This is a genomic window from Mangrovicoccus ximenensis (assembly GCF_003056725.1).
Classification (GTDB): domain Bacteria; phylum Pseudomonadota; class Alphaproteobacteria; order Rhodobacterales; family Rhodobacteraceae; genus Mangrovicoccus; species Mangrovicoccus ximenensis.
Map to the genome: position 1 here is coordinate 425020 of NZ_QBKZ01000016.1, position 23356 is coordinate 448375.

Annotated in this window: 25 protein-coding genes and 2 pseudogenes; 13 read left to right on the forward strand and 14 right to left on the reverse strand. The window is 68.0% G+C overall.

The window, feature by feature from the left end:
• Positions 1 to 13 precede the first annotated feature (13 nt).
• From C7T91_RS22370 to C7T91_RS22395, 6 genes are read right to left on the reverse strand one after another with little or no spacing between them, the layout of a single operon-like run.
• A complete protein-coding gene (locus tag C7T91_RS22370; protein ID WP_236638411.1) occupies positions 14 to 802 on the reverse strand; it encodes an enoyl-CoA hydratase-related protein in 789 nt (262 codons plus the stop codon).
• Positions 786 to 1739, reverse strand: coding sequence for a BKACE family enzyme (locus tag C7T91_RS22375; RefSeq protein WP_108261721.1), 954 nt, complete (start codon positions 1737 to 1739; stop codon positions 786 to 788). Before C7T91_RS22375 ends, C7T91_RS22370 begins: the two co-directional genes overlap by 17 nt.
• Positions 1740 to 1765: 26 nt before the next feature.
• Positions 1766 to 3019 (reverse strand): acetyl-CoA hydrolase/transferase family protein, encoded by a 1254-nt coding sequence (locus tag C7T91_RS22380; protein WP_108261302.1) that lies wholly within the window; start codon positions 3017 to 3019, stop codon positions 1766 to 1768.
• A gap of 23 nt (positions 3020 to 3042) precedes the next feature.
• On the reverse strand, positions 3043 to 4224 hold the full coding sequence (locus C7T91_RS22385; protein ID WP_108261304.1) for a CaiB/BaiF CoA transferase family protein: 1182 nt from the start codon (positions 4222 to 4224) through the stop codon (positions 3043 to 3045).
• 36 nt (positions 4225 to 4260) lie between these two features.
• Positions 4261 to 4686, reverse strand: coding sequence for a Zn-ribbon domain-containing OB-fold protein (locus C7T91_RS22390; protein ID WP_108261312.1), 426 nt, complete (start codon positions 4684 to 4686; stop codon positions 4261 to 4263).
• Positions 4683 to 5852: a thiolase C-terminal domain-containing protein gene (locus tag C7T91_RS22395; RefSeq protein WP_145962983.1), complete on the reverse strand. Its 1170-nt coding sequence runs from the start codon at positions 5850 to 5852 to the stop codon at positions 4683 to 4685. The genes C7T91_RS22390 and C7T91_RS22395 overlap by 4 nt, the downstream gene beginning before the upstream one ends.
• 670 nt (positions 5853 to 6522) lie before the next feature.
• Here C7T91_RS22395 and C7T91_RS39850 point away from each other — a divergent pair.
• Together C7T91_RS39850 and C7T91_RS36590 are read left to right on the forward strand one after the other, a co-directional pair.
• A pseudogene (locus C7T91_RS39850) lies at positions 6523 to 6690 on the forward strand (aldehyde dehydrogenase family protein); the annotation flags it as partial.
• A gap of 411 nt (positions 6691 to 7101) precedes the next feature.
• Complete coding sequence (locus C7T91_RS36590; RefSeq protein WP_236638412.1) at positions 7102 to 7593, forward strand: hypothetical protein; 492 nt, start codon at positions 7102 to 7104, stop codon at positions 7591 to 7593.
• Positions 7594 to 7940: 347 nt separating this feature from the next.
• Here the strand turns inward: C7T91_RS36590 and C7T91_RS22420 are convergent, their stop codons facing one another.
• Positions 7941 to 9017 carry a Gfo/Idh/MocA family protein gene (locus C7T91_RS22420; protein WP_108261725.1) on the reverse strand — a complete coding sequence of 359 codons (1077 nt, stop codon included), beginning with the start codon at positions 9015 to 9017 and terminating at the stop codon, positions 7941 to 7943.
• Between the two features lie 313 nt (positions 9018 to 9330).
• Between C7T91_RS22420 and C7T91_RS22425 the strand changes: the two genes are divergently transcribed.
• Positions 9331 to 10044, forward strand: a complete 714-nt coding sequence (locus C7T91_RS22425; RefSeq protein WP_161556056.1) for a GmrSD restriction endonuclease domain-containing protein — start codon at positions 9331 to 9333, stop codon at positions 10042 to 10044.
• A 63-nt stretch (positions 10045 to 10107) separates the two neighbouring features.
• Here C7T91_RS22425 and C7T91_RS22430 read toward each other — a convergent pair whose 3' ends face one another.
• The gene (locus C7T91_RS22430; protein WP_108261320.1) at positions 10108 to 10881 is read right to left on the reverse strand and encodes a glucose 1-dehydrogenase; all 774 of its coding nucleotides are present in this window, start codon (positions 10879 to 10881) and stop codon (positions 10108 to 10110) included.
• 441 nt (positions 10882 to 11322) lie between these two features.
• Between C7T91_RS22430 and C7T91_RS22435 the strand changes: the two genes are divergently transcribed.
• Both C7T91_RS22435 and C7T91_RS36595 read left to right on the forward strand, forming a co-directional pair.
• A complete protein-coding gene (locus C7T91_RS22435; RefSeq protein ID WP_108261728.1) occupies positions 11323 to 11784 on the forward strand; it encodes a (2Fe-2S)-binding protein in 462 nt (153 codons plus the stop codon).
• 200 nt (positions 11785 to 11984) lie between these two features.
• A pseudogene (locus C7T91_RS36595) lies at positions 11985 to 12212 on the forward strand (xanthine dehydrogenase family protein molybdopterin-binding subunit); the annotation flags it as partial.
• A gap of 175 nt (positions 12213 to 12387) precedes the next feature.
• Here C7T91_RS36595 and C7T91_RS33790 read toward each other — a convergent pair.
• Positions 12388 to 12822: a hypothetical protein gene (locus tag C7T91_RS33790; RefSeq protein ID WP_201742237.1), complete on the reverse strand. Its 435-nt coding sequence runs from the start codon at positions 12820 to 12822 to the stop codon at positions 12388 to 12390.
• 285 nt (positions 12823 to 13107) lie between these two features.
• Here C7T91_RS33790 and C7T91_RS33795 point away from each other — a divergent pair, with 285 nt between their 5' ends.
• Positions 13108 to 13359, forward strand: coding sequence for a DUF4186 family protein (locus C7T91_RS33795; protein ID WP_236638413.1), 252 nt, complete (start codon positions 13108 to 13110; stop codon positions 13357 to 13359).
• A gap of 41 nt (positions 13360 to 13400) precedes the next feature.
• On the opposite strand, the gene C7T91_RS22450 is transcribed toward C7T91_RS33795, so the two are convergent.
• From C7T91_RS22450 to C7T91_RS22460, 3 genes are all read right to left on the reverse strand, one after another.
• Positions 13401 to 14759, reverse strand: coding sequence for an ArsB/NhaD family transporter (locus C7T91_RS22450; protein WP_201742204.1), 1359 nt, complete (start codon positions 14757 to 14759; stop codon positions 13401 to 13403).
• Positions 14760 to 14765: 6 nt separating this feature from the next.
• Complete coding sequence (locus C7T91_RS22455) at positions 14766 to 15272, reverse strand: CBS domain-containing protein (RefSeq protein ID WP_108261324.1); 507 nt, start codon at positions 15270 to 15272, stop codon at positions 14766 to 14768.
• 168 nt (positions 15273 to 15440) lie between these two features.
• Complete coding sequence (locus tag C7T91_RS22460; protein ID WP_108261326.1) at positions 15441 to 15746, reverse strand: hypothetical protein; 306 nt, start codon at positions 15744 to 15746, stop codon at positions 15441 to 15443.
• A gap of 257 nt (positions 15747 to 16003) precedes the next feature.
• Between C7T91_RS22460 and C7T91_RS22465 the strand changes: the two genes are divergently transcribed.
• The 7 genes from C7T91_RS22465 to C7T91_RS22495 all read left to right on the forward strand — a co-directional run bounded on the left by C7T91_RS22465 (position 16004) and on the right by C7T91_RS22495 (position 21891).
• The gene (locus tag C7T91_RS22465) at positions 16004 to 16393 is read left to right on the forward strand and encodes an FCD domain-containing protein (RefSeq protein WP_269102429.1); all 390 of its coding nucleotides are present in this window, start codon (positions 16004 to 16006) and stop codon (positions 16391 to 16393) included.
• 20 nt (positions 16394 to 16413) lie between these two features.
• On the forward strand, positions 16414 to 17034 hold the full coding sequence (locus C7T91_RS22470) for an aminopeptidase P family N-terminal domain-containing protein (protein WP_108261330.1): 621 nt from the start codon (positions 16414 to 16416) through the stop codon (positions 17032 to 17034).
• Between the two features lie 130 nt (positions 17035 to 17164).
• Complete coding sequence (locus C7T91_RS22475; protein WP_236638415.1) at positions 17165 to 17707, forward strand: GNAT family N-acetyltransferase; 543 nt, start codon at positions 17165 to 17167, stop codon at positions 17705 to 17707.
• Positions 17708 to 17865: 158 nt separating this feature from the next.
• Complete coding sequence (locus tag C7T91_RS22480) at positions 17866 to 18861, forward strand: BMP family lipoprotein (protein ID WP_108261332.1); 996 nt, start codon at positions 17866 to 17868, stop codon at positions 18859 to 18861.
• A gap of 56 nt (positions 18862 to 18917) precedes the next feature.
• Positions 18918 to 19265 (forward strand): hypothetical protein, encoded by a 348-nt coding sequence (locus C7T91_RS22485; protein ID WP_108261334.1) that lies wholly within the window; start codon positions 18918 to 18920, stop codon positions 19263 to 19265.
• Positions 19262 to 20794 (forward strand): ABC transporter ATP-binding protein, encoded by a 1533-nt coding sequence (locus C7T91_RS22490; RefSeq protein WP_108261336.1) that lies wholly within the window; start codon positions 19262 to 19264, stop codon positions 20792 to 20794. The genes C7T91_RS22485 and C7T91_RS22490 overlap by 4 nt, the downstream gene beginning before the upstream one ends.
• Positions 20794 to 21891: an ABC transporter permease gene (locus C7T91_RS22495; protein ID WP_108261338.1), complete on the forward strand. Its 1098-nt coding sequence runs from the start codon at positions 20794 to 20796 to the stop codon at positions 21889 to 21891. Before C7T91_RS22490 ends, C7T91_RS22495 begins: the two co-directional genes overlap by 1 nt.
• On the opposite strand, the gene C7T91_RS22505 is transcribed toward C7T91_RS22495, so the two are convergent.
• Positions 21812 to 22519 carry an ATP-binding cassette domain-containing protein gene (locus tag C7T91_RS22505; RefSeq protein ID WP_236638416.1) on the reverse strand — a complete coding sequence of 236 codons (708 nt, stop codon included), beginning with the start codon at positions 22517 to 22519 and terminating at the stop codon, positions 21812 to 21814. The two genes, C7T91_RS22495 and C7T91_RS22505, sit on opposite strands and share 80 nt — an antisense overlap.
• Positions 22516 to 23355, reverse strand: coding sequence for an ABC transporter ATP-binding protein (locus C7T91_RS22510; RefSeq protein ID WP_108261340.1), 840 nt, complete (start codon positions 23353 to 23355; stop codon positions 22516 to 22518). Before C7T91_RS22510 ends, C7T91_RS22505 begins: the two co-directional genes overlap by 4 nt.
• Position 23356 lies beyond the last annotated feature (1 nt).

The following is a 23356-nucleotide window of genomic DNA, read 5'->3' on the forward strand; positions in this document are numbered from 1 at the left end:
GCCGGTCTCTCCGTCACTTGCCGGTCCAGACCGGCGCACGCTTCGCGGCGAAGGCGGCCATGCCTTCCTGCGCGTCCTCGGTCATGGGCATGAGGCCGATCTGCGCCTCCATGTAGGCGATCGCCTGTTCCGGGGTCATGCCGGCCATGGCGTTGAGCGCATGCTTGCCGCGGCGGATCGCGGTGGGCGAGCGCGCCGCCACCGTCGCAGCCAGCCTGTCGACGCGGGCGTCGAGCCCGGCGGGATCGGCCACGTAGTTGACCAGCCCGGCCGCCTGCGCCTCCGCTGCGTCGAGGAATTCGCCGGTATAGCACATCTCGGCGAATTTCCGGGCGGACATCAGCGGCATGAGCAGCGCGGCGACCTGCATCGGGAAGACCCCGACCTTGACCTCGGGGAGGCCGAATTTTGCGGTCGGGGCGGCCACCGCCATGTCGCAGATCGCCAAGAGCCCCATGCCGCCGGCCAGGCAATGCCCGTTGATCCGGCCGATCACTGGCACCGTGCCGCGCCGCGCCTGGCGCATCAGCTCGGCATATGCGGTGGTCGGCGAGGCATAGTCGAAGCCGAAGGTTCCGGCATTCGGGTTCAGATCCGCCCCGGCGCAGAACGCCTTGTCGCCGGTGGCCGAGAGCACGATCACCTGCACCGAAGGGCTGCGGGACGCCGCGGCGAAGGCCTCGGTCAGCGCCAGGATCAGCGCCTCGTTCAGCGCGTTGCGCCGCTCGGGGCGGTTCAGCGTCAGCCGCAGGATGCCGTCTTCCTCGCGGCTCAGCAGGATATCCTCAGAAGTTGACATCATGCCCGCCCTTCAACTTGAGCATCTCGCGCGCTTCGTCCGGGGTCGCGACCTCGAGCCCGAGATCCTCGATCATCCGGCGCGCGGCGGCGACCTGCTCGGCATTGCTTTCGGCCATCCGGCCCTTGCGCAGCCACAGCGAGTCCTCGAGCCCGACGCGGACATTGCCGCCGAGCATCACCGACTGGAGCGCGATCTGGGTCTGGCCCTTGCCCGCGCCGATCACCGACCACTGGTAGTCGTCGCCGAACAGGCGGTCGGCGGTGCGCTTCATGTGCATCACGTCCTCGGGATGCTGGCCGATGCCGCCGAGGATGCCGAAGACGCTCTGGATGAAGAAGGGCGGCTTGATCAGCCCGCGATCGGCGAAATGCGCGCAGGTATAGAGATGGCCGATATCGTAGCATTCCACTTCGAACCGCGTGCCGTTATCGGCGCAGCGGGTCAGGATCATCTCGATATCCTCGAAGGTGTTCTTGAAGATCCGGTGCTTCGAGCCCTCGAGATAGTCGCGTTCCCAGTCATGCTTGAACCCGGTCATCCGCGCCAGCATCGGGAACAGGCCGAAATTCATCGAGCCCATGTTGAGCGAGGCGACCTCGGGGCGGTAGGTCAGAGCCGGGGCCAGCCGTTCCTCGGTGGTCATCGTGGTCGAGCCGCCGGTGGTGATGTTCAGCACCGCATCCGTGCGCTGCTTGATGACCGGCAGGATGTTCGTGTAGGCCTCGACCGACTGGTCCGGCACCCCGGTCACCGGGTTCCTGGCATGCAGGTGGATGATCGCCGCGCCCGCCTCGGCGGCACCGATGGCGGCATCCGAGATCTGCTCGGGCGTCACCGGCAGGTGGGGCGACATCGAGGGCGTGTGGATCGAACCGGTCACCGCGCAGGTGATGATCACCTTGCGGGGGCTGCGGCCGGGTTTCGGGCTGTCCGTCATGGTCTTCTCCTCCAGGACCGCGCTGCTCATGCCAGGGTCTCCGCTTCGGCCAGCAGCGCGGCGCGGTCGTCGGGGTGGGCGATGGCCGCGATGGCGCGGGCGCGCTCGCGGACCGTCTTGTTGCGCAGCGAGGCCACGCCGTGTTCGGTCACCACCGTCTCGACGAAGGTGCGCGAGACCGAGACGATGTCGCCGTCGAGCCGCCGCACGATCCGCGCCTTGCCCTTGTTGGTGCGCGAACGCAGCCCGAGGATGAAGGTGCTGTCGGCGAGCTGGCCGGAGATCGCGAAATCGACGAGGCCGCCCATCGCACCGGACTGGCGGCCGCCGATGGTTTCCGCGTTGACCTGGCCGTAGAGGTCGATCTCCAGCCCTGAATTGACCGATGCCACCGGGCTGCGGCCGACGAAGCTCTCGACCGTGTGGGTCTGCAGCGCCTCGGTCATGGCGACCGCGTCATTCTCGTGCACCCAGTCATAGAGTGCCTGCGAGCCGAAGATGTCGCCGGCATGGGCCTTGGGCAGGCCGTCCGCGGCGCAGCCCGCCTCGATCAGCTTCATCACCGGGTCGGTCAGGGTGTTGAACGGCCGCAGCCCGCGCGCGCCGCGCGCGATCAGCGCCTCGGCGGCGGCCAGCGGGATGCCGCCGACCCCGAAGCTGACCGCCGCGCCGTCGGGGATCAGCCCGGCGATCTGGCGGCCGATGGTCTCGTCGATGTCGTCGCCGGGCCGGTTCGGGAACTCGGCCAGCGGCTCCTCGGCCTCGACCAGGATGTCGATCTGCGCCGGATCGATCTGCGACGGGCCGCGGGTGCGCGGCACCTTCGGGTTGACCTGCGCGATCACTAGCTTCGCGCGGCGCAGGATCGACTGCACGACGGTGCTGTTCAGTCCGACGCTGTAACAGCCGTCAGCGTCGGCGGGCGAGACTTGGATCAGCCCGACATCGAAGGGCGTCTCGTCGAGATAGCGCGCGGTTTGCGCCCAGGTCATCGGCAGGTACTCGGCCTTCACGTCGCCGGTGGTCTTGCGCAGCAGCGTGCCGGGCAGGAACCAGGTCTTGAAGGTCACCTTCGGCGCCGCCGGGGAGGACAGGAACCCGTAGCCCGACAGCAGCATGCCGCTGCAGACCGTCAGCCGCTCGAGGCTTTCGGCCCGGGACCACAGGGCGCGGGTCAGCGCCAGCGGCTCGGCGCTGAGATGCGGGAACAGCACGGACATGCCGCTGCCCACCCGCGTCAGCGCCTCTTCGGCGCTCAGCCATACCGGAGTTTTCGTCATCGTCTCTTCTTCCGTCTTCCGCTTCAGGCTTGGGCCAGCACGCCGCGCGCGACCAGCGCCTCGATCGTCTGGGCATCGAGCACTTCCATCGCGATCTCCCGCGTATGGGCGCCGATATCGGGGGCATCGTCCGGCTTGCCGGGCCGCTCGCCGTTGATCCGCCAGGGCGCGCGCAAGAGGCGCTGGCCGTCCGGGCGGGCGGGTTCGAACATGTCGAGCCACTGCATCTGCTCGTTGCCGGGCAGCGCGTCGATGGTGACAACCGGCGCGAAGGGCACGTCCGCCGCGACCAGGCGGCGCTCCCATTCGGCGCGGTCATGGCGCAGGAATTCCGCTTCCACGAGCGGGCGCAGCGCGAAATAGTTGGCGCGCCGGTCAGGATAGGTGGCAAAGCGCGGGTCCTCGCCGAATTCCGGGTTGTCCATCGCCGCAAGGAACGCGATCCAGAATTTCTGCGGCGAGGACAGGTGGACGGTCATCCAGCTGCCGTCCGAGGTCTTGACGCAGAAGCTGTTCGCCGCCGGGTGGCGGCTTTCGCGGTGCGGCCGCTCGCCGGTCTCGAACATCTGGGTCAGTGCGTCGACGGTCATGGTCGACATCGCTTCGAGCAGCGAGGTCTTAAGCTCGGAGCCGCCGCGCTGCGGATCGAGCTCGCGGCCGACCAAGGCGGAGGCGATGCCGAGCGCGCAGACCAGCCCTGTCGTGAGATCGCCGATGCAGGTCCCCGCCAGCTGGTTGCGGTTTTCGTCGCTCATCAGCGACAGGAAGCCGCTCATCGACAGGCCGATCGTGTCATAGGCGGCGCGGTCGCGCCACGGGCCGCCATCGCCGAAGCCCGAGGCCGAGGCATAGACGATCGACGGGTTGATGCCGCGCACCACCTCGGGTCCGAGGCCGAGCCGCTCCATCACGCCGGGACGGCTGTTCTCGATGAAGACGTCGAAGCGCGGCAGAAGCGACTTGACCAGCGCGCAGCCCTCGGGGGCCTTGAGGTTGACGGCAAGGCTCTTCTTGCCGGCATTGGCCTGGACGAAATACGGGCTGCCGATGCCTTCGCCGCGGCGGAACGGGTCGCCGCCATGGGTCGGCTCGACCTTGACCACTTCGGCACCGAGCATGGCGAGGATTTCGGCCGCATAGGGGCCGGCAATGAAGGATCCGAGATCGAGCACCCGGATCCCCTTGAGGGGTCTGTTGTTCTGCATGGGGACCTCTGCAAGATGGCGCGCGGCGCGGCGGGCTCAGGCGGTGTCGGGGTGCCCTGCCGCGGGGGCGGGCAGGAAGTAGGGCAGGGCGAAGCGCGGATCGTGGCGGATCACCGTGCATTCGAGGGCCATGCCGACGCGCAGCTCGGCCTCTTGGCCGGGCGGCAGGCCGCTGACCATGCGGACGCCTTCCTCCAGCTCGACCAGCGTCACCACATAGGGCACGGCCGGCTCCAGAAGCGTGTGCACCGGATGGCGGACCTCGGTGAAGGATTTCAGCGTTGCCCGCCCCGAGGCGGGTTTCCAGCCGGTGTTGAACGACCGGCAATGCGGGCAGATCGGCGAGGGCGGATGATGTGCCTTGCCGCAGTCTTCGCAGCTGCTCAGATGCAGCGTTCCGGCGGCGAGATGCGTCCAGAACGGCTGGTCGAGATAGTCGTCGGAGGGTCGGATAACAGTCATGCGCGTCCCAGAACCATTGAGCTTGCCCCGCGGAGGGTGACGAGTGCGGTTTCCGCCGAGACCTGGTTGTGGGACTCGCCGCGAAGCTGGCGGACCCCCTCGGCGATCGTGTTGAGCCCGTGGAAATACCCCTCGGACAGGAGCCCCCCATGGGTGTTGACCGGCAGCGTCCCGCCCGGGCCGTGGCCACCGGAGGTGAAGAAACCATGCGCCTCGCCGCGGCCGATCAGGCCGAAGTCTTCCAGCGCGATCGGCACCATCATCGAGGTGGCGTCGTAGATCATCGCCAAGTCGATGTCGGAGGCCGAGAGCCCGGCCTTGCCGAAGAGCTCGCGGCCGACGGCTTCGGGTGCCAAGCTGTGGGTGTCGGCGGCATAGAGGTACATCGGCACCGAGCCGGGGAAGATGTGCTGCCCGGCGGCCAGGACGTCGACCGCCTTGGCGCCGAGGCTGCGCGCCCGTTCCCGCGAAACGATGACCATCGCCATCGCCCCGTCGGTCTCGAGGCAGTAATCGTAGATCCTGAGCGGCGTGCTAATCACCCGGCCCGCGCGGTATTCCTCCATCGACAGCGTGCGGTCATGCAGCAGCGCCCGGGGATTGCCGTTGGCATAGCCGCGCTGGGTCACCGCGATCGCGCCCAGCATTTCGGTCATCGCCTCGGTATCGAGCCCGTAATGACCGGCATAGGCCTGGGCATAGAGCGCGTGGTGCTGGCCGGGGACGAGCAAACCGAAGGGTGCGGAATAGATGTCGCCCGGGGGCTCGGGCTGGCGCGTGACGAGGCCGCCATCGACCTCTTCGAGCACCCGTTCGCCACGGCCGAAGCGGACGCCGGAGCGCGCGTTCAGCGCCCGGTAGAACACCACGCAGGACGCGAGCCCCGCCTCGATCGCGGCCGAGGCCTGAGCCACCGCCCCGCAGCAATTGACGCCGCCGAATTCGGTCTCGCCGTAGTATTTCAGCGCCTTGATGCCGAGCGCATTGACGATCGTCGCCTCGCTGGTGTGATCCCATGTGTAGCGGACCAGGCCGTCGATGTCGTCGACCTCCAGCCCCGCATCCTCCAGCGCGGCCAGGATCGCCTCGGTGGCAAGCTTCAGCTCGCTTCGTCCGGAATTCTTTGAAAACTCCGTCTGTCCCAGGCCAACTATGCTTGTTTTCATTCTCTCGCCCATCGGTCTTTTCATTCGGCAATGCCAAGCGTCCGGCATCGCTTCGTCTGGACCCAATTAACCACGGACCGCCCCCTCTTCGTCAATTTTCGCGGGCGCCGCGGAAGCCTATGGCTGGTCAAGGAAAACCGATGGGCTGTCTGGTCCGGCCCGGATCGCGGGTCGTCTCCGCCCGCGGCCCCGGACCGCCGCTACACGTCCGGAATATTTTAAAATAACGAAATAACAATTGGTTAGATGTGAACATTTAGAGGGCGAACTGTGTGGCGCTGGCAGAGGGACGCGGGTCGAGCCTGGGCGCGGAAGAGGTTTTATCTGCAAGTTTTTTGGAAACGGCGGGCCGGGCGCTCTGAAATGGAGGCGGAGATCCGAAGTTTTGCGTCGGGGTTCCAAAGGTTTTCTGGATGGGGAGATTGGGACTGGGGCACCTGGCAATGGCCGGACCTCGAAAGGGGATAGGTGTCTCCTATGAGACCGGAGAATCTGCGGCCCGGGCCTCGCCAGGCGGCGGAAATGGATGCAGTCATGGGCGGGACCGGATATCGGGCGCAGCGCGCCTGTGCCGCTTCCGGCGATGGCCACGTGATGTGCCGTCGAGGCAGGGGCGCAACGGCACATCACGGCCGGGCCCGGACCGCGAGATTTGAGGAGACATCTGCCGATGGTTTGGAACGCGCATGACAATGCCCTCTTTGTCGGCGGGGAATGGCATCTCCCGTCGGGAGGCGAGCGGATCTCCGTGGTTTCGCCTTTCACCGAAGAGGTGATCGCCAGGATTGCCGCGGCCGCCCCGGCCGACGTGGACCGTGCCGTAGCGGCGGCTCGCCGCGCCTTCGACACGGGCCCCTGGCCGCGCATGGCGATGGCCGAGCGGATCGCGCAGGCAGCCGAGCTTGCTGTCCGGCGCGCAGAGGCGGTTGAACACCATGGCGCGGAGTTGCCATTGACGCGCGATTGGTCCGGGCGGCAATGGCGACCGCCTCGACATCCGTCTTGCGCCGCCCGTCGCGCAGGCTGCGCTGCAGCCACGCGTTTGGCGACATGGGCCTGGGTCCGTGGAACCAGCCTGAGACGTCTGATGGCGATGATGTGCAGGGGGCTGTGCGCCGCGCGAACCCCGCCGCGGTTCAGCCGGCGGCGGGCCGTCCTTCCCTGGAGAGGCGGAGACGGAAACGGTCCGGCGCCCCGTGTCCCCGCCGGAGGCGGACACCGGCCCCCCGCAGGGCGCGAGGACGACCTGATGGATGCGGCGGGGATGCTGGCTTCGGCACGCCGGCCGCTGATCCTGGCCGGGCGCGGCGCCATCGGCCATCGCGAGGCTCTGGTGCGGCTTGCCGACCGGATCGGCGCGCCGCTCTGCACCACGCTGAAGGCGCAGGGCCTGTTCCGCGGCCATCCCTTCGATCTGGGCATCTGCGGCGGGCTGAGCCATCCGGCGGCGACCGAGACGATCATGCGTTCGGACTGCATCCTCGCCTTCGGCGCCAGCCTCAGCAAGCACACCACCGAGGAGGGCGCCTATCTGCGCGGCAAGCGGATCGTGCAGATCCTGCCCGACACGCTGGAGACGCCGCGGCTCGACCGGCCGAGCCTGCGGATGGTCGGCGACATCGGCGCGGCGGCGGCGGGGCTCGTGGACCTGCTCGATGCCGCGGACATCCCGTCGGCCCAGGCCACCGACGACGACCTGCGAGTGAATCCCGGAGCATCTTTGTGCAACAACGCCCATTGATGATGCCCCGATCGGGGGAGCCGGTCGAGGCTCGAGTTGGGGCGATGACGGGTGCAGTCGTTGCGCCGGGCCGCGATCCGCTGCCGGTCGTGTGCGGGGACGTGGCATTCGCCTCTGACGGTCTGGCTCTTGCACGGCAGGCTGGAATGGGGTCCGGACCGCAGGCCCGATCCCGGGAGCCCAGCCGCCGCCATGGAGGTCTTCCTCTGCGCCTTCGATGGCCTCATCGCGCAAATACGGCTGGGGAGGCACGAAGAGACCCGGGAATGACAGCTGGCGGCCATGCGCCGAACGCCGAAGCCTTCCTGCATGGCCTCCGTCAAGGAGGTTCAGTTTCCCGGATGTGCCTAGCCCCCTGATCGCGCTGCACGGTGACTGGGCCGGCGGCCTCTTCCGCGGCATTCTCCTTCGGGGGTTGCTCCGGATGGCCCGCCGCCGAGCCGCGGGAACGGGGGAGAGACCAGATGCAGGCCGGCCTTCTCACCGGGCAGGATGTCCGCGAGGCGGCGATCCCGGTGGCCGCTGCGGCGGGAGGACCGGCGGCCCGCCAGGATCGCCTCCTGCACGGCCAGCGCCTGGAACTGCATGCCGCGGCCCTCGGGGAGCGTGTCGAAGGTCTCGAGCACCGTGCCGTCATGCGCCACGACGCGCATGCGGCAGGGCGCGTACCAGATCGCGTCGAGCTCCAGCACCGCCTTGTCGCCGATGATCTGCGCGGTGTTCGGCCCGGCCGTGTCGCTGGCGCAGATGAGATGCGACAGCGCGCCCGAGCCGTGCCGCATCACGGCGGCGACCTCGGCATCGGCGCCGGTCTCCTTGAAGCGGGCCACCGCCTTGATCTCCTGCGGCATGCCCAGCACGTCGAGGGCGAAGGACACCGGGTAGATCCCGAGATCGAGCAGCGCGCCGCCGCCCAGCTCCATCTTGTTCAGCCGGTGGCCGGGATCTTCGGGCAGGGCCTGGGAATGGTCGGCCCGCAGGCTGCGGATCGTGCCCAGCGTCCCTTCGGCCAGGATCTCGCGCAGCCGGATCATGTGCGGCAGGAACCGCGTCCACATCGCCTCCATCGCGAACAGGCCCTTCGCTTCGGCCAGCGCGGCGATCCCGCGCGCCTCGCGGGCATTCATCGCGAAGGGCTTTTCGACCAGCACGTGCTTGCCGGCCTCCAGCGCGATCCGCGCGCAGCCGGCATGGAAGGGATGCGGCGTGGCGATGTAGATCACGTCGACATCGGGATCGGCGGCCAGCGCCTCGTAGCTGCCATGCGCCCTGGGGATGCCATGCGCCGCGGCGAAGGCCTCTGCCTTTCCGGGGGAGCGCGATCCGGCCGCGGCGACGGGCAGGCCGGCGGTGGCGAGGTCCTTGACGAAGGTATCGGCAATCAGGCCGGTGGCCATGATGCCCCATCTGCAGGTCCGGGTCATGCGTGTGTCCTTGTCCAGAAGCCGGCGGCCGCGGCCGGGCAGCCGCGCCGGCGGCGGAACCGCCACGCTAGAGCCTTGCCGGTCCCGGGGAAAGCCGGGGCGTCAGGATGTCCCGGCGCGGCCCGCTGCCGGGGCGGGGCGTCTTTGCAAGCGAGGGTTGCGGGGTGGGGCCGCGCATCGCCCTTGAATGCGTGCAGCCGTCGCCTTCGTGCCACAGCCCGGCGGTTTCCCGGCCGGAGATGTTTCACTCCGGTGGATTATCTGGAATGGCCGCCCTTCGCCCGCGGAAAAGGCGGGCCGGAAGCGAGGGGCCATGCTCAGAATATTCGTCACGCTTCTTGTCCTGCTGCTGCCCGCGGCAGCCGGGGCAGGGGTCGTCAAGCTCAGCAATTCGGGGATCTGCCACGATCCGTCGTCGCCATGGTACGGCCGCACCCGGGATTTCCGGGAAATGCCGGACATGGCCACCTGCCTGCAGAGCGGCCGCGCCTATTCGGGCTATGCGCCGGAACCGGCGGCAGCCGCCGCTGCGGTGCCGGATTATGACCGCGGCCTCTATGGCGGCTGGATTGACGAGGATTCGGATTGCCAGAATACCCGCCAGGAGCTTCTGGCCGATCTGTCGACGGCGGCGGTGACCTGGAACGCGGCGGGCTGCACCGTGCTGCGCGGCCGCTGGCTGGACCCCTATACCGGGCAGGTCTTCCTCGACGCGCAGGATCTGGACATCGATCATCTGGTGCCGCTGGCCTATGCCCATGTGCACGGAGCGGCGTCCTGGACCGGCGAGAAGCGCCGGGCCTTTGCCAATGACCGGCGCAACCTGTTTGCCGTGAAGGCGTCCGAGAACCGCAGCAAGGGCGCGCAGGGGCCGGCCGAATGGCTGCCCTCGGATGCGGCGTTCCAATGCGAATACATGCTGCGCTTCGACCGGATCATGAAGCTCTACGGGCTCGCCTATGGCGAGATCGAAGGCGCCAGGATCGAGCGGCTGCGCCAGGCGCGCTGCGCGGGCGGCACCGGCTGATCCCGGCGGGGATCCCGCAGGCAGGACGCGCCCCGGGCAGCGGGGCGCGTCCGCGGCAGCCGCTTACTGCGCGGTGTAGCCGCCATCCACGGCCAGCGTTTCGCCGGTCACGAAGCTCGAGGCGTCGGAGCTGAGCCACATCACCGCTGCAGCCACCTCGTCGGCGCGGCCCAGGCGGCGGCTCGGCACGGTCTGGATCATGGCCTCCATGACGGCGGTCTCGCCGGTCTTCATGTCGGCGACCATGCGGGTGTCGATGATGCCCGGGCAGACCGCGTTGACGCGGATGCCCTCGGCGGCACGTTCCAGAGCGACCGACTTGGTCAGCCCGTGCACGCCGTGCTTGGCCGCGTGATAGCCCGCGCGGCCCGGCACGCCGACCAGCCCGCCGAGCGAAGAGCAGTTCACGATCGACCCGCGCCCGGCCTTCACCATCTGCGCCAGCTCGTATTTCATGCAGAGCATGACGCCGCGCAGGTTGATCCCGAGGATCAGGTCCAGCTCGTCGGTCGGCACCTCGTCGAGGACGGTCGCCTTGCTCTGGATGCCGGCATTGTTGAAGGCGAAATCGAGGCGGCCGAAGGTCCGGACGGTTTCCCCGACCAGATGCTTAACCTGCGCCTCCTCGGCGACGTCGCAGGTCACGGCCAGCACCTCGCCGCCGCCGGCGCGCAGCGTGTCCGCCGCCGCTTCCAGCGCATCGCCGCGGTTGTCGGCCAGCGCGACCTTGGCGCCTGCGGCCAGATAGGCCTCGGCCGCGGCATAACCCATGCCGGAGGCGCCGCCGGTGACAAGCGCGACCTTGCCGGAGAAATCGTAAGTGACATCCGAAGTCATGAGTGGGTCCTTTCTTCGCGGTCTGCCCGCCGGGGCGGGACGGGGCGGGATGCCCTGTTGCGGACCATGGATCTGCGCGCGTTCCGGCGGGCGATCTAGGCCGGATCGGTTCCTGTCTGGCATGTGCGGAATTCATGAATGCCGGCATCCCGCGGGTTCCGGGTGCCTCCAGGACGGAAAAGTGCATTTCATTCATGAAATTTGCGCATGGCTCCCATGGCATCTGGCCGATAGTCCCGCCTGCGCTGCCCGCGCTAAGTGCTTGCACAGTCTTCGTGACCGGACCTTGTCCGGCAATCGGCGCGGGTCCCGCTTGCGGGGCTGCCGCCCGCCGGACGGCCCGCGGAGCTTCCGGGGAGTCCGTTTCGCCGCGCCCTCCGGACCGGAGGCTGCCTGCTGCGGCAGGCCTGTGTTGCGCGGAAAGGGAATTGAAGAATGACTGTGAAGCTTACCGTGAACGGCCGCGTTCGCGAGGTCGATGCCGCCCCCGATACCCCGCTGCTCTGGGTGCTCCGCGACAATCTGGAGATGACCGGCACCAAATACGGCTGCGGGCTGGCGCAATGCGGCGCCTGCTCGGTGATGGTCGGCGGTCGGCTGGTGCGCTCCTGCGTGACGCCGCTCGACAGCGTCGGCGAGGCCGAGGTGACGACGATCGAAGCGATCGGAACCGATCCGGTCGGAGAGAAGGTCGTCGCCGCCTGGGTCAAGCACCAGGTGCCGCAATGCGGCTACTGCCAGTCGGGCCAGGTGATGGCGGCGACGGCGCTGCTGAAGGCGAACAGCCATCCGGGCCCCGAGGATGTCGAGGCGGCGATGGTCAATCTCTGCCGCTGCGGGACCTACAATTTCATCAAGGCCGCCGTGAACGAGGTGGCGGGCAACGGGGAGGACGTGCTGTGACCGCAGAGGACCGCTTCCCGTCCGGCGCCCCCGTCAACATCTCGCGCCGCGGCTTCCTGTCGGCGGCGGGCGTCGCCTCCGGCGCGCTGGTCCTCGGCTTCGGTCTGCCCGCGGGCGCGGCCCGCGCCGAAGGCTCTGCCGCCCCCGGCACGCGCATCCCGGCCTTCCTGGAAATCCGTCCCGACGGCACCGCGCGGCTGATGAGCCCCTTCGTCGAGGGCGGGCAGGGCATCTTCACCGGCATGATCCAGATCGTCGGCGAGGAGCTCGATCTCGATCCGGCACGGTTCACCGTCGAGAACGCGCCCGCCGACGACCAGTACAAGGTGCTGAGCAACGGGCTGCGGCTGACCGGCGGCTCGATGTCGATGCGGATGAGCATCGATACCATGCGCCGCGTCGGCGCGCTGGCCCGGGCCATGCTGATCGAGGCGGCGGCCGCGCGGCTCGGGGTTCCGGCGGCGGAGCTGTCGACCGAGCCGGGCCATCGGGCCAGCGTCTGCGGATGCAGGCCGAGCTCGCCGCAGGCGGCAGAACGGCACGCGCCCGCAGCCATTGCCTCGTCGACGAACCCGGCGATCTTCCGGCGATCGGGAGCAGAGGTCATTCGTCCTCTCCGTCCGCAGGGCCCCAGATCGCCGCCACCTTTTTTCTCAGGACCAGCAGCGCCGCGGCTTCCGCCAGAGCCTTCTCCTTGCGCCTCAACTCGCGCTCGAGCTGCTGGATCCGCTTCCGGTCGTCCTTCGTTTCGCGGGCAATCCGCGCCGAGGCCGTCCGGTCCCAGTCATTCGCCATCGCGCAGGCTTCGCGCCAAAGGGAGATCTGCTCGGGAAATATCCCGCGGCGGCGGCAATAGTCCCCCAGTTCCGTCTCGTTCAGCGCGGCGGCCTCGATCACCGCCGCGAGCTTGTCTCTGGACGTCCACCCTTCGACATTTGCGTCGGCTTCGGGCAGCAGCTTGCCCTTCGCCCGCGCTTCCGCGCGCCAGTTCGCGAGCGTGCCCCGCGAGATCCCTTCCTCAACCGAAAGCCGGTTCAAGGGTATGCTGTTCGGCGGCAGCAACTACGCGAGAACCGCCGCCTTTCGTTCCTGTGAATAGGCCACTCGTCATCCTGTCATGCCCGCCTCGCTGCATAGTTTCAGATCGAAGGACGGTGACAACAACCCTGCACGAGGGGGTGGGCGGAACGCGCTGATTAGCCCCGACACCTCGAGCGCCTCCTGCCAGCCCTTTCCTGCCGGTCACGACAGCGCCGTGCTCGAAATCCATGGTGAGGCCGACCACGAGAAGCGGACTTGCGGCGCCGCGGCGGAGCCCAAGCGGTGGATCTGCGAAAGCGGTCGGTCACGGCGGGCAGAGCTTGGTGGGCGCCGAGACGCTGCGCCCCTAACTTCGACATTTGCGATCCGCACCCGGTCTTCGTCGCCCAGCACGCGACCGCCACCTGCTGCCGCGGCTGCCTCGAGACATGGCACGGCATCCCGAAGGGCCGCCCGCTCGATGCGGCCGAACAGGCGCGGATCGCCGCCATCTTGATGCTGTGGATCGGACGGGACGCCGCCCGCAGGCGGTGAGGCGGAGGCGCCGGGCCGGAGCCCGGCACCTCCTGGAGAGCTCAGAAGTAGCGCAGCCAGATGTAGATATTCGCCATGACCAGGGTCAGGATCATGATCGGGAAGGCGAATTTGGTGAAGGCGACGAAGCCGATCGGCTGCTTGGCCTTCTCGGCGAAGGCGGCGACGGTCAGGTTGGCCGACGCGCCGAGCAGCGTGCCGTTGCCGCCGAGACAGGCGCCGAGCGCCAGCGACCACCAGAGCGGCTCGATGTTTTCCGGCCCGAAGGTGTCGCCGGTGGCCTGGATCATCGGAATCATCGTCGCCACGAAGGGGATGTTGTCGAGGATCGCCGAGAGGATGCCCGAGGCCCAGAACACCAGGAAGGCAGTCCACATCAGGTCGCCGTCGGTCACGTTCAGCACGAACTCCGCGAACATGGCCAAGAGCCCGACATGCTCCACCGCGGCGACGATGACGAAGAGGCCGCCGAAGAACAGGATGGTCACCCATTCGACCTCGCCGAAGATGTGGTGCACCGATTCCGACTGGTGTTCCGCATCCTGCCGGGCATAGGCCAGCAGCATCAGCAGGCCGGCGCCCGCCAGCGCCGAGGTGCCCGGCTGGATGCCGTAGCTGTGGCCGACGGTGAAGCCGAGGATCACCAGCGCCAGAACGAACAGCGCCTTGACCATCAGCCGCACGTCGGTGATCGCGCTCTTCTCGTCGAATTCCATGATCTTGGCGCAGGCGGATTGCGGGATCTGCGCCAGAGCCTTGCGGTTCACGTAATAGATGATCGCGGTGAGCACGATCAGGCAGATGAAGGCGATCGGCGCCAGGTTCACGACGAAATCGTTGAAGCTGAGCCCCGAGGCCGAGCCGATCAGGATGTTCGGCGGGTCGCCGATCAGCGTCGCGGTGCCGCCGACATTCGAGGCCAGGATTTCGGCCATGAAGAACGGGAAGACCTTGGTCCCCAGCGCATCGGTGATCAGGAGCGTGATCGGCGCGATCAGCAGAACCGTGGTGACGTTGTCGAGGAGCGCCGAGAACACCGCGGTGATCAGCGTCAGCATGATCAGGATGCCGGTCGGATTGGCATTCACGACCTTGGCGGCCTTGATCGCGACATACTGGAACAGGCCCGATTTCGAGGTGATCGCCACGATCACCATCATCCCGATCAAGAGCGCCAGCGTGTTGGCATCGACGCCCGCGACTGCCTGCTGCTGGTTGATGATGCCGAAGATCACCATCAGCGAGGCGCCGAGCATGGCGAGGATCGCGCGGTTGAGCTTCTCGGTGATCAGGATGGCATAGACCAGAATCAGGATGCCGGTCGCCATCCAGAGCGGATCGATGCCCAGAAGGGCGGGAACGGAGAACGCGTGTCCTCCGGCGTCAACTTGTCCGTGCACGTGTACTTACTCCGGAATTTCCGTGGAACCGAGAACCTGGTCGAGCAGCGAGTTCGCGCTGACCGTGCCGACGAAGCGCCCGGTGCCGGGCTCGACCAGCATGACGTGGCGCTTGTACTTGTTGATCAGGAAGATGCCTTCCATCACCGGCGTGTCGGGCGCGGTGATCGGGATGTTCTCCGGGCGCGACATGTTCTCGCGCACCTTCTCGTCCTTCAGCCGCTCGAGCTGGGCGATGAAGTCCTCCTTCGACAGGCTGAAGAATCTCAGGTTGTCGAGCTTGCCCGAGAAGGCCGTCGACCCCATGTCGATGGTCGCGGCCTTGGGCAGGATCAGCTTCAGCAGCGTCGGCGCCGAGAACACGCCGAGATACCTGCCGTCATCGTCCACCACCGGCAGGAATCGCGCGCGGCTGGACTTGATCATGTTGAAGGCGGTGGCGACGCTCGCCTCCGGGTGGATTGTCTTCTGCTTTTCGGGCGGAACCATTACGTCCGCGCATGTCAGCCCCATGTCTTCCTCCGGCTCTGAACGGGCAATGGGACGCTGCGCGCTGCGGCCGCGCCGGAAGCTCCGGAAAGGCCGCAGGACGCGGCGCCCTGCGAATGCGGTGGCCCCGCCTAGCGCCGTCGTCCCCGGCCCGCAATGAGGCTTTCCGTCCCTCCGTCCCGTGCCGGTGCGTCAGGGCGCGAATCCGGCCGGGCCGGAGACCACGAGTCCGAGGACCGCGCGCGATTCCGAATCGGCCGAATCGAGGCGGCAGCCGATGATTCCATGGCGCGACACCCGCCCGAGGATGACCGCTTCGCCCGGATCGGCGTCAATGTTGCAGGTGACGCTGGGCACGCCCGCGAATGCCGCGGGAAACTCCACCGAGCGTTCGCGCGGCGACAGCAGCACGTCGATGCGGCAGACCAGATATCCGCCTGGCAGGAGCTCGTATTCGCCGCCTGAATTGAAGCCCTTGTAAAGATCCTGATGCCGCATGCGCCGTCCTCCGCTTTGCCGGAAATGGCCTGAAAGACCAGAGCGCGCAGCCCCAGAGAAACACGCCAAGGTTGTTTCGTGCATTTTAGGTAAACCTTTTGGGCAGTCATGCCAAGCGTTGCGCGCAACCGGTGCGCGGCGCCTGCCGGTCCCGGCTGCGCCCCCCTTGACGTCCGGCCCTGCAGGCATGCAGTCGCACGGACCGCAGGCTCTGCCGCCTTGCCCCGCCCGTCGGCGCGGACCTCCGCCCTCCGGAACTGCGCCGCGCGCTCGAAAGCGCCGCCGCCGCCCGCGCCGCCGGGTTCGGCATGACCGGCGAGCTTGCCGCCTGCGAGACCGAGACCCGGCCCTTCGCCGAAGGAAAGAGCACCGCCTTCGATACATTCTGGGAGGTCGACGACCGCTTTCACGAGGCCGTGTCGCGCGCCGCGCGGCTCGACCTCCTGCCGGGCATCCTCGCCGAGCAGCGCGTCATCGCCCGGCGCTGCACCATTACCCGCAGCCATGACCGCTTTGCCGAGCAGGCGCAGGAGCATCTCGCCGTGATCTCTGCGATCCGCCGCGGCGATGCCGATGCCGCAAGCGCCGCCATGGCTGCCCATTTCGACAATGTAAGGGCCCGTTTCCTGGGCTGGCTCGGGCGCTGAGACCCGGGCGGAAGGACAACATGCAAGACCTAACCCCCGCCGCCGCCCTGCGCGGCTCCGAAGCCGTCTTTCCGGCGGAAGAATTCGCCGCCCGCATTTCTGCGCTGCAGGCCGCCCTGCCCGCCGGGGCCGACGCGCTGCTGCTGACCGGGCCCGAGAACATCTTCTGGGCCACCGGCCGCCAGACCGCCGGCTACTTCGCCTTCCAGGCGCTGCTCGTTCCGGCCTCCGGCGCGCCGCATCTGCTTGTGCGGCAGCTCGAGACCACGGGCGCGGCGGCGAATACCTGGCTGAAGCACATCCATGCCTATCAGGACGGCGAGGACCCGGCCGCCGCGCTGGCCGGGCTGGTCGGCCGGCTCGGCCCGAAGACGCTGGCGGTGGAGCGGCAGGGCTGGTTCGTCAGCCCCGAGATGTCCGCCCGCGCGGAGCTGGAGGCCGGGATTGCCAGGCTGGCCGCCGAAGACGCCACCATGGCCCGGTCCCGCGAAATCCTGTGGGGCTCCGCCCGGTCCCTCCTCGAACTGTCCGCGGGGACGGTTTGCCTCCTGCGGAGGACCGGAGCGCCCCCCGCCGGAGGATGTGCCGCTGGCGCGGACCGGTCCGAACGCCCCGGCCCCGCCCTGTCGCCACGGCGCTGATCCTGACCATTCCGCCCGAAACCGGAAGGCGCGACGGAACGCAGGCCGCAAGCCCCGCAGGCCTTGCCCCCCTGCAGCCGCGGCTCCGGCCAAGGGAAAGGCAGGGCCTGCATCAGCGGGGGGCAAGCCGTTGCGGGATGCGCTGCACCCTGGCCTCAAGGCCAAGCACGCCCAGCTCCGCGAGGCTGGGACACCCGCAAAGGTTGCCATCGCCGCGCTCATGAGAACGCTTCTGCGCGCCGCCGGCGCGCTGGCGAAAGCCGGCAGGTTGCGGACCCAGAGCCGCTTGCGCATGATGGATGCTCGCTCTCCATCGGGAAGGATCGGTGGTTTTCAAGGTTGTTCTCATCGGTATCTATTTTCAGGCTGGGCAGTCTCCCGGTCCGGCCATGGGGCCGCGGCCGGCGGCTTCCCCGCGGGCGCGCCGGCGGCCCGTTGGCCCAAGGGCCTCGGCCGCCGCCTGCTCGCGGCCTTCGAAACCGCTGCGCGGGACCGCGGCGCGGAGACCGCCTTTCTCGAGGTCGCCGACGGCAACGCCGCCGCCCGCGCGCTCTATCTTGCTGGCGGCTATGCGGAAACCGGGCGCCGCAAGGGATACTACCGGAGCCCGGAGGGCCGCCGCATCGACGCGCTGGTGATGGCCCGCACCCTCGGCCTTCCCGCACTGCCCTGAAACAGGGCATCTGCCCGAAACGGCATCCCGGCAGCCTGACGCACCGCCCCGAAAACGGTTGACCGGCCCGGCGGGCTGCGGCTCTATCGGCTCAAACCGGGTGCGAATGCCCGCGATGCACGCGGCCTCGGGTCCCGTGACCAACAAGGGGAAGACCAATGACCATGATGAAGACTCTCCTCGGCGCAAGTGCCGCAATGGCCATGGCGGCAACTGCGGCGCTGGCCGAGCCGGGCCTGATCATCGACCTCGGCGGCAAGTTCGACAAGTCCTTCAACGAAAGCGCCTATACCGGCGCGCAGCGCTACATCACCGAGAAGGGCGGCAGGTACAAGGAGACCGAGCTCCAGTCCGAGGCGCAGCGCGAGCAGTCGATGCGGCGCATGGCGGAAAGCGGCGCGAACCCGGTCATCACCATCGGCTTCATGAACATCTCCACCCTGAACAAGATCGCGCCCGACTATCCGGAGGTGAACTTCGCGATCATCGACGGCGTGGTCGACCAGCCGAACGTCAAATCGGTGGTCTTCGAGGAGCACCAAGGCAGCTTCCTCGTCGGCGTTCTGGCGGCGATGGCGACGAAGACCGACACGGTCAGCTTCGTCGGCGGCATGGACGTGCCGCTGATCTCGAAATTCGCCTGCGGCTATGCCCAGGGCGTCAAGGCGGTGAAGCCCGACGCCAAGATCATCGTCAACATGACCGGCACCACGCCTGCAGCCTGGAACGACCCGGTGAAGGGCGCCGAACTGACCCGCGCGCAGATCGCGCAAGGCTCGGACGTGGTCTATGCTGCCGCGGGCGGCACCGGCGTCGGCGTGCTGCAGGCGGCGGCGGACGAGGGCATCTATTCGATCGGCGTCGACAGCAACCAGAACTACCTGCATCCCGGCTCGGTCCTGACCTCGATGCTCAAGCGCGTCGACAACGCGGTCTACCAGATCTTCGAGGAAGGCGAGACCGACAGCTTCGTGCCTGGCCTGCAGGTGATGGGCCTTGCCAACCAGGGCGTGGACTGGGCGCTGGACGAGTTCAACGCCGATCTGGTCACTCCCGAGATGAAGGCCACCGCCGAGGCCACCAAGGAGAAGATCATCTCCGGCGAGATCGAGGTGCACGACTACACCACCGACAGCAGCTGCCCGGCATTCTGATGCCCGCCGGCGCGTCCAGCGGGCGCGCCGGTCCCACGTTCCGAGTGAGGCCCGCCATGGCTGACACCCACCCGCTCCTGCGCCTGCTCGAGGCCTGGGGCGCCCCCTCCTCCGCCGAGCGCTACCGCATCGTCGCCGAAGTGACCTCGGAGGATTTCTACTATGCCGATCCGCATAGCGGCCCGCTGACCGACCGCGCCGCCTTCATCGGCTTCCTCAACACCTTCAAGACCCGGCTGCCGGACGGCCGGATCGAGCCCGCGGGCCCGGTCGACCAGCACGAGACCCATGCCCGCGTCGCCTTCATCCTGTCGCGCGATGCCGGACCGGTGCGCGAAGGGCTCTACGTGGCCGATCTGGCCGCCGACAACACCGTCAACCGTCTCGTGGGGTTCCTGGAATGAGCGGCGCACCGGCAATCGAACTGCGCGGCATCTCCAAGGCCTTCGGCCCGGTGCAGGCGAACAAGGACATCTCGCTGAAGGTCATGCCGGGCACGATCCACGGCATCATCGGCGAGAACGGCGCCGGGAAATCGACGCTGATGTCGATCCTCTACGGCTTCTACAAGGCCGATAGCGGCCAGATCCTGGTGAACGGCCGCGAGACCCCGATCCCCGACAGCCAGGCCGCCATCAAGGCCGGGATCGGCATGGTGTTCCAGCATTTCAAGCTGGTGGAGAATTTCTCGGTCCTGGAAAACGTCGTGCTCGGCGCCGAGGAAGGCGCCTTCCTGCGCCCGACCCTGGGCAAGGCCCGCAAGCACCTGACCGAGCTGGCGCGCGACTACGAGATGAACGTGAACCCGGATGCGAAAATCGAGGATCTGAGCGTCGGCCACCAGCAGCGGGTGGAGATCCTCAAGGCGCTCTACCGCGAAGCCAACATCCTGATCCTCGACGAGCCGACCGGCGTGCTGACGCCCGCGGAGGCCGACCACCTGTTCCGCATCCTGCGCGGGCTGAAAAACGAGGGCAAGACGATCATCCTGATCACCCACAAGCTGCGCGAGATCATGGAGATCACCGACACGGTCAGCGTGATGCGCCGCGGCCAGATGACCGACACGGTCAAGACCGCCGAGACCAGCCCGCAGGACCTCGCCGAGCGCATGGTCGGCCGCAAGGTTCTGCTGCGCGTCGACAAGACACCCGCCCAGCCCGGCAAGACGGTGCTGGAGGTCAAGGGCCTGCGGGTCACCGACAGCCAGGGAGTGGAACGGCTGAAGGGCATCGACCTGACTGTCAGGGCGGGCGAGATCGTCGGCATCGCCGGCGTCGCCGGCAACGGCCAGTCGGAGCTGCTCGACGTGCTGGGCGGCATCCGCCACGCCACCGGCAGCGTCATGCTGAACGGCGCGCCGCTGAGCCTGACCGGCCCCGGATCGGACGCGCGCGCGCGCCGCCGCGCCGGGATCACCCATGTGCCCGAGGACCGCCACCGGCTGGGACTGATCCTCGATTTCAAGGCCTGGGAAAACACCGGCTTCGGCTATCACGACCTGCCGAAATACAATTCCGGGCTGATGATGGACAACCGCGCGCTGCGCGAGGACACCGCCGCCAAGATGAAGCGCTTCGACGTGCGTCCCGACGACCCGAACCTGGCCGCCAAGAGCTTCTCGGGCGGCAACCAGCAGAAGATCGTGCTGGCGCGCGAGATCGAGGCCGGTCCCGACCTGCTGCTGATCGGCCAGCCGACCCGCGGGGTCGATATCGGCGCGATCGAATTCATCCACCAGCAGATCGTCCAGCTGCGCGACGAGGGCAAGGCGATCCTCCTGGTCTCGGTCGAGCTCGACGAGATCATGTCGCTGTCGGACCGCATCGCGGTGATGTTCGACGGCAGGATCATGGGCGAGCGCCTGCCCGCGGAGACGAACGAGACGGAACTTGGCCTGCTGATGGCCGGGATGGAAGGACGGGCCGCCTGATGCAGAAGCTGCCGACATGGGCCGACGTGGTCCTGATCCCGGTGATCAACCTGGTGCTCGCCTTCCTCGTCTCCGGCCTCGTGATCCTCTATATCGGCGAGAACCCGGTCCAGGCGCTGAAGGTCATGGTCAACGGCGCCATGGGCTCGACCCGCGGCTGGGGCTACACGCTGTTCTTCGCGACGAACTTCATCTTCACCGGCCTCGCCGTCGCGGTCGCCTATCACGCCTCGCTGTTCAATATCGGCGGCGAGGGCCAGGCGGCGCTCGGCGGCTTGGGCGTCGCGCTGGTCTGCCTCGCCGTCGACTGGCCGGTCTGGTGGCTGGCCCTGCCCTTCGCGGTGATCGGCGGCGCGGCCTTCGGCGCGGCCTGGGCGGCGATCCCGGCCTGGCTGAACGCGAAACGCGGCAGCCATATCGTGATCACCACGATCATGTTCAACTTCATCGCCTCGGCGCTGATGGTCTATCTGCTCGTCAACATCCTCAAGGCGCCCGGCATGGCGCCGGAAAGCGCGGGCTTCCCCGAAGGCACGCACCTGCCGACCGCCTATGACGTGCTCGGCCTCTTCGGCATCCCGTTCAACCGCTTCGCGCCGCTCAACGTCGCCTTCCTCGTCGCGCTGGCGGCCTGCTGGGGCGTCTGGGTGCTGATCTGGCGGACGCGGCTCGGCTATGAAATCCGCGCCTATGGCCGCTCGGAACCGGCCGCGGTCTATGCCGGGATCAGCCCGGTCCGGATCATCATGGTCACCATGCTGATCTCGGGCGGGCTTGCCGGGCTGATGGGCGTCAATGCGGTGATGGGCGAGGCGGAGCGCCTGACCCTCGACGCGGTGCAGGGCGCGGGCTTCGTCGGCATCGCCGTGGCGCTGATGGGGCGCAATCATCCGGTCGGCGTGTTCCTCGCCGCGGTGCTGTTCGGCGCGCTCTACCAGGGCGGCATCGAGCTGGAATTCGAGATCCCGGCGATCAGCCGCGAGATGATCCTGGTGATCCAGGCGCTGGTCATCCTCTTCACCGGGGCGCTCGACGGCATGGTCCGCACGCCGCTGGAGCGGCTCTTCCTCTCCTTCCGCAAGAACGGAGCCGCGTGATGGATCTGAACACCGTCCTGCTGATCCTCGACTCCACCCTGCGCCTCGCCACGCCGCTCCTGTTCGCCTGCCTGGCCGGGCTCTTCTCGGAACGCGCGAGCACCAGAAGCTTCGGGTTCAGCATGATGGCCCGCGCGATGGCGATCCGCTGCCGCTGCCCGCCCGAGAACATGTGCGGATAGCGGTTGAAATGCTCCGGCCCCAGCCCGACCCGTTTCAGCATCGCCTCGGCCCGGTCATGCCGTTCGCTGGCCGGCATGTCGGTGTTCAGCAGCAGCGGTTCCATCAGAACGTCGCCGACCTTCTGGCGCGGGTTGAGGCTGCCATAGGGGTTCTGGAACACCATCTGCACCTTCGAGCGCAGCGCGCGCGGCACCCGGCCCTTGCCGATGGCGACCGGCTGGCCGTCGATCTTCAGCGTGCCGCCCGTCGCCGGGTCGATCAGCGCGATGATCCGGGCGAGCGTCGACTTGCCGGACCCGGATTCCCCGACGATGGCCAGGGTCTTGCCCTGCTCCACCGCGAAATTCGCGCCTTTCACCGCGCGCAGCAGCTTCGGCTTGCCGAACATGCCCGCGGAGATGACGTAATCCTGGGTGAGGGCCTGGCCCTCGACGACATGGGTCATTTGGGCATCTCCTCGATCAGGAAGTCCGATACGGTGGGCAGCTTGCCGTCCACCGCGTTCTCGGGCAGCGCCGACAGCAGCGCCTTGGTGTAGGGATGCTTCGGCGCCTCGAAGAGCGACAGCACGTCGGCCTCCTCCATGCGCTTGCCCTTGTACTGCACCACGACGCGGTCGGCGGTCTCGGCGACCACGCCCATGTCATGGGTGATCAGGATCAGCGCCATGCCGTGCTCTTCCTGCAGCGTCATCAGAAGGTCGAGGATCTGCTTCTGGATCGTCACGTCGAGCGCGGTCGTCGGCTCGTCGGCGATCAGCAGCCGCGGATTGGTGGCGATCGCCATGGCGATCATCACCCGCTGGCATTGCCCGCCCGACATCTGGTGCGGATAGCTCGCCAGCCGCCGCTCGGGCTCGGGGATGCCCACGGCCTGGAACAGCTCCAGCGCGCGCTTCTTCGCCTCGCGCGAGGAGAGCCCCGCGTTCAGCCGCAGCACCTCCTCGATCTGGAACCCGGCCGTGTAGGACGGGTTCAGCGAGGCGATCGGTTCCTGGAAGATCATGGTGATCTCGCGGCCGATCAGGCGGCGGCGCTCGGAGGCCGTCATCTTCAGCATGTCGCGCCCGTCAAAGGTCATCTCGTCGGCCGTGACGGTCGCGGTGTCCGGCAGGAGCCCCATGACGGCGAGCATCGAGACAGACTTGCCCGAGCCCGACTCGCCGACGATGGCCAGCACCTCGCGGGCATCCACATGGACATCGATGCCGTCGACGGCGGTGAAGCTGCCCGTCGAGGTGGCGAAGCGGACCGTGAGATTGCGGATGGTCAACAGGGACATG

What these genes read in the sequence shown, in the direction of transcription:
- C7T91_RS22460 (WP_108261326.1), bottom strand. Translation starts at nt 15,746, where the DNA reads ATGCGGCATCAGGATCTTTACAAGGGCTTCAATTCAGGCGGCGAATAC.
- C7T91_RS22430 (WP_108261320.1), bottom strand. Translation starts at nt 10,881, where the DNA reads ATGACTTCGGATGTCACTTACGATTTCTCCGGCAAGGTCGCGCTTGTC.
- C7T91_RS22470 (WP_108261330.1), top strand. Translation starts at nt 16,414, where the DNA reads ATGCAAGACCTAACCCCCGCCGCCGCCCTGCGCGGCTCCGAAGCCGTC.
- C7T91_RS22510 (WP_108261340.1), bottom strand. Translation starts at nt 23,355, where the DNA reads ATGTCCCTGTTGACCATCCGCAATCTCACGGTCCGCTTCGCCACCTCG.
- C7T91_RS22420 (WP_108261725.1), bottom strand. Translation starts at nt 9,017, where the DNA reads ATGACCCGGACCTGCAGATGGGGCATCATGGCCACCGGCCTGATTGCC.
- C7T91_RS22390 (WP_108261312.1), bottom strand. Translation starts at nt 4,686, where the DNA reads ATGACTGTTATCCGACCCTCCGACGACTATCTCGACCAGCCGTTCTGG.
- C7T91_RS36590 (WP_236638412.1), top strand. Translation starts at nt 7,102, where the DNA reads ATGGATGCGGCGGGGATGCTGGCTTCGGCACGCCGGCCGCTGATCCTG.
- C7T91_RS22375 (WP_108261721.1), bottom strand. Translation starts at nt 1,739, where the DNA reads ATGACGGACAGCCCGAAACCCGGCCGCAGCCCCCGCAAGGTGATCATC.
- C7T91_RS22495 (WP_108261338.1), top strand. Translation starts at nt 20,794, where the DNA reads ATGCAGAAGCTGCCGACATGGGCCGACGTGGTCCTGATCCCGGTGATC.
- C7T91_RS22485 (WP_108261334.1), top strand. Translation starts at nt 18,918, where the DNA reads ATGGCTGACACCCACCCGCTCCTGCGCCTGCTCGAGGCCTGGGGCGCC.
- C7T91_RS22380 (WP_108261302.1), bottom strand. Translation starts at nt 3,019, where the DNA reads ATGACGAAAACTCCGGTATGGCTGAGCGCCGAAGAGGCGCTGACGCGG.
- C7T91_RS22425 (WP_161556056.1), top strand. Translation starts at nt 9,331, where the DNA reads ATGCTCAGAATATTCGTCACGCTTCTTGTCCTGCTGCTGCCCGCGGCA.
- C7T91_RS22455 (WP_108261324.1), bottom strand. Translation starts at nt 15,272, where the DNA reads ATGGGGCTGACATGCGCGGACGTAATGGTTCCGCCCGAAAAGCAGAAG.
- C7T91_RS22385 (WP_108261304.1), bottom strand. Translation starts at nt 4,224, where the DNA reads ATGCAGAACAACAGACCCCTCAAGGGGATCCGGGTGCTCGATCTCGGA.
- C7T91_RS22395 (WP_145962983.1), bottom strand. Translation starts at nt 5,852, where the DNA reads ATGAAAACAAGCATAGTTGGCCTGGGACAGACGGAGTTTTCAAAGAAT.
- C7T91_RS22480 (WP_108261332.1), top strand. Translation starts at nt 17,866, where the DNA reads ATGACCATGATGAAGACTCTCCTCGGCGCAAGTGCCGCAATGGCCATG.
- C7T91_RS22370 (WP_236638411.1), bottom strand. Translation starts at nt 802, where the DNA reads ATGATGTCAACTTCTGAGGATATCCTGCTGAGCCGCGAGGAAGACGGC.
- C7T91_RS22490 (WP_108261336.1), top strand. Translation starts at nt 19,262, where the DNA reads ATGAGCGGCGCACCGGCAATCGAACTGCGCGGCATCTCCAAGGCCTTC.
- C7T91_RS22505 (WP_236638416.1), bottom strand. Translation starts at nt 22,519, where the DNA reads ATGACCCATGTCGTCGAGGGCCAGGCCCTCACCCAGGATTACGTCATC.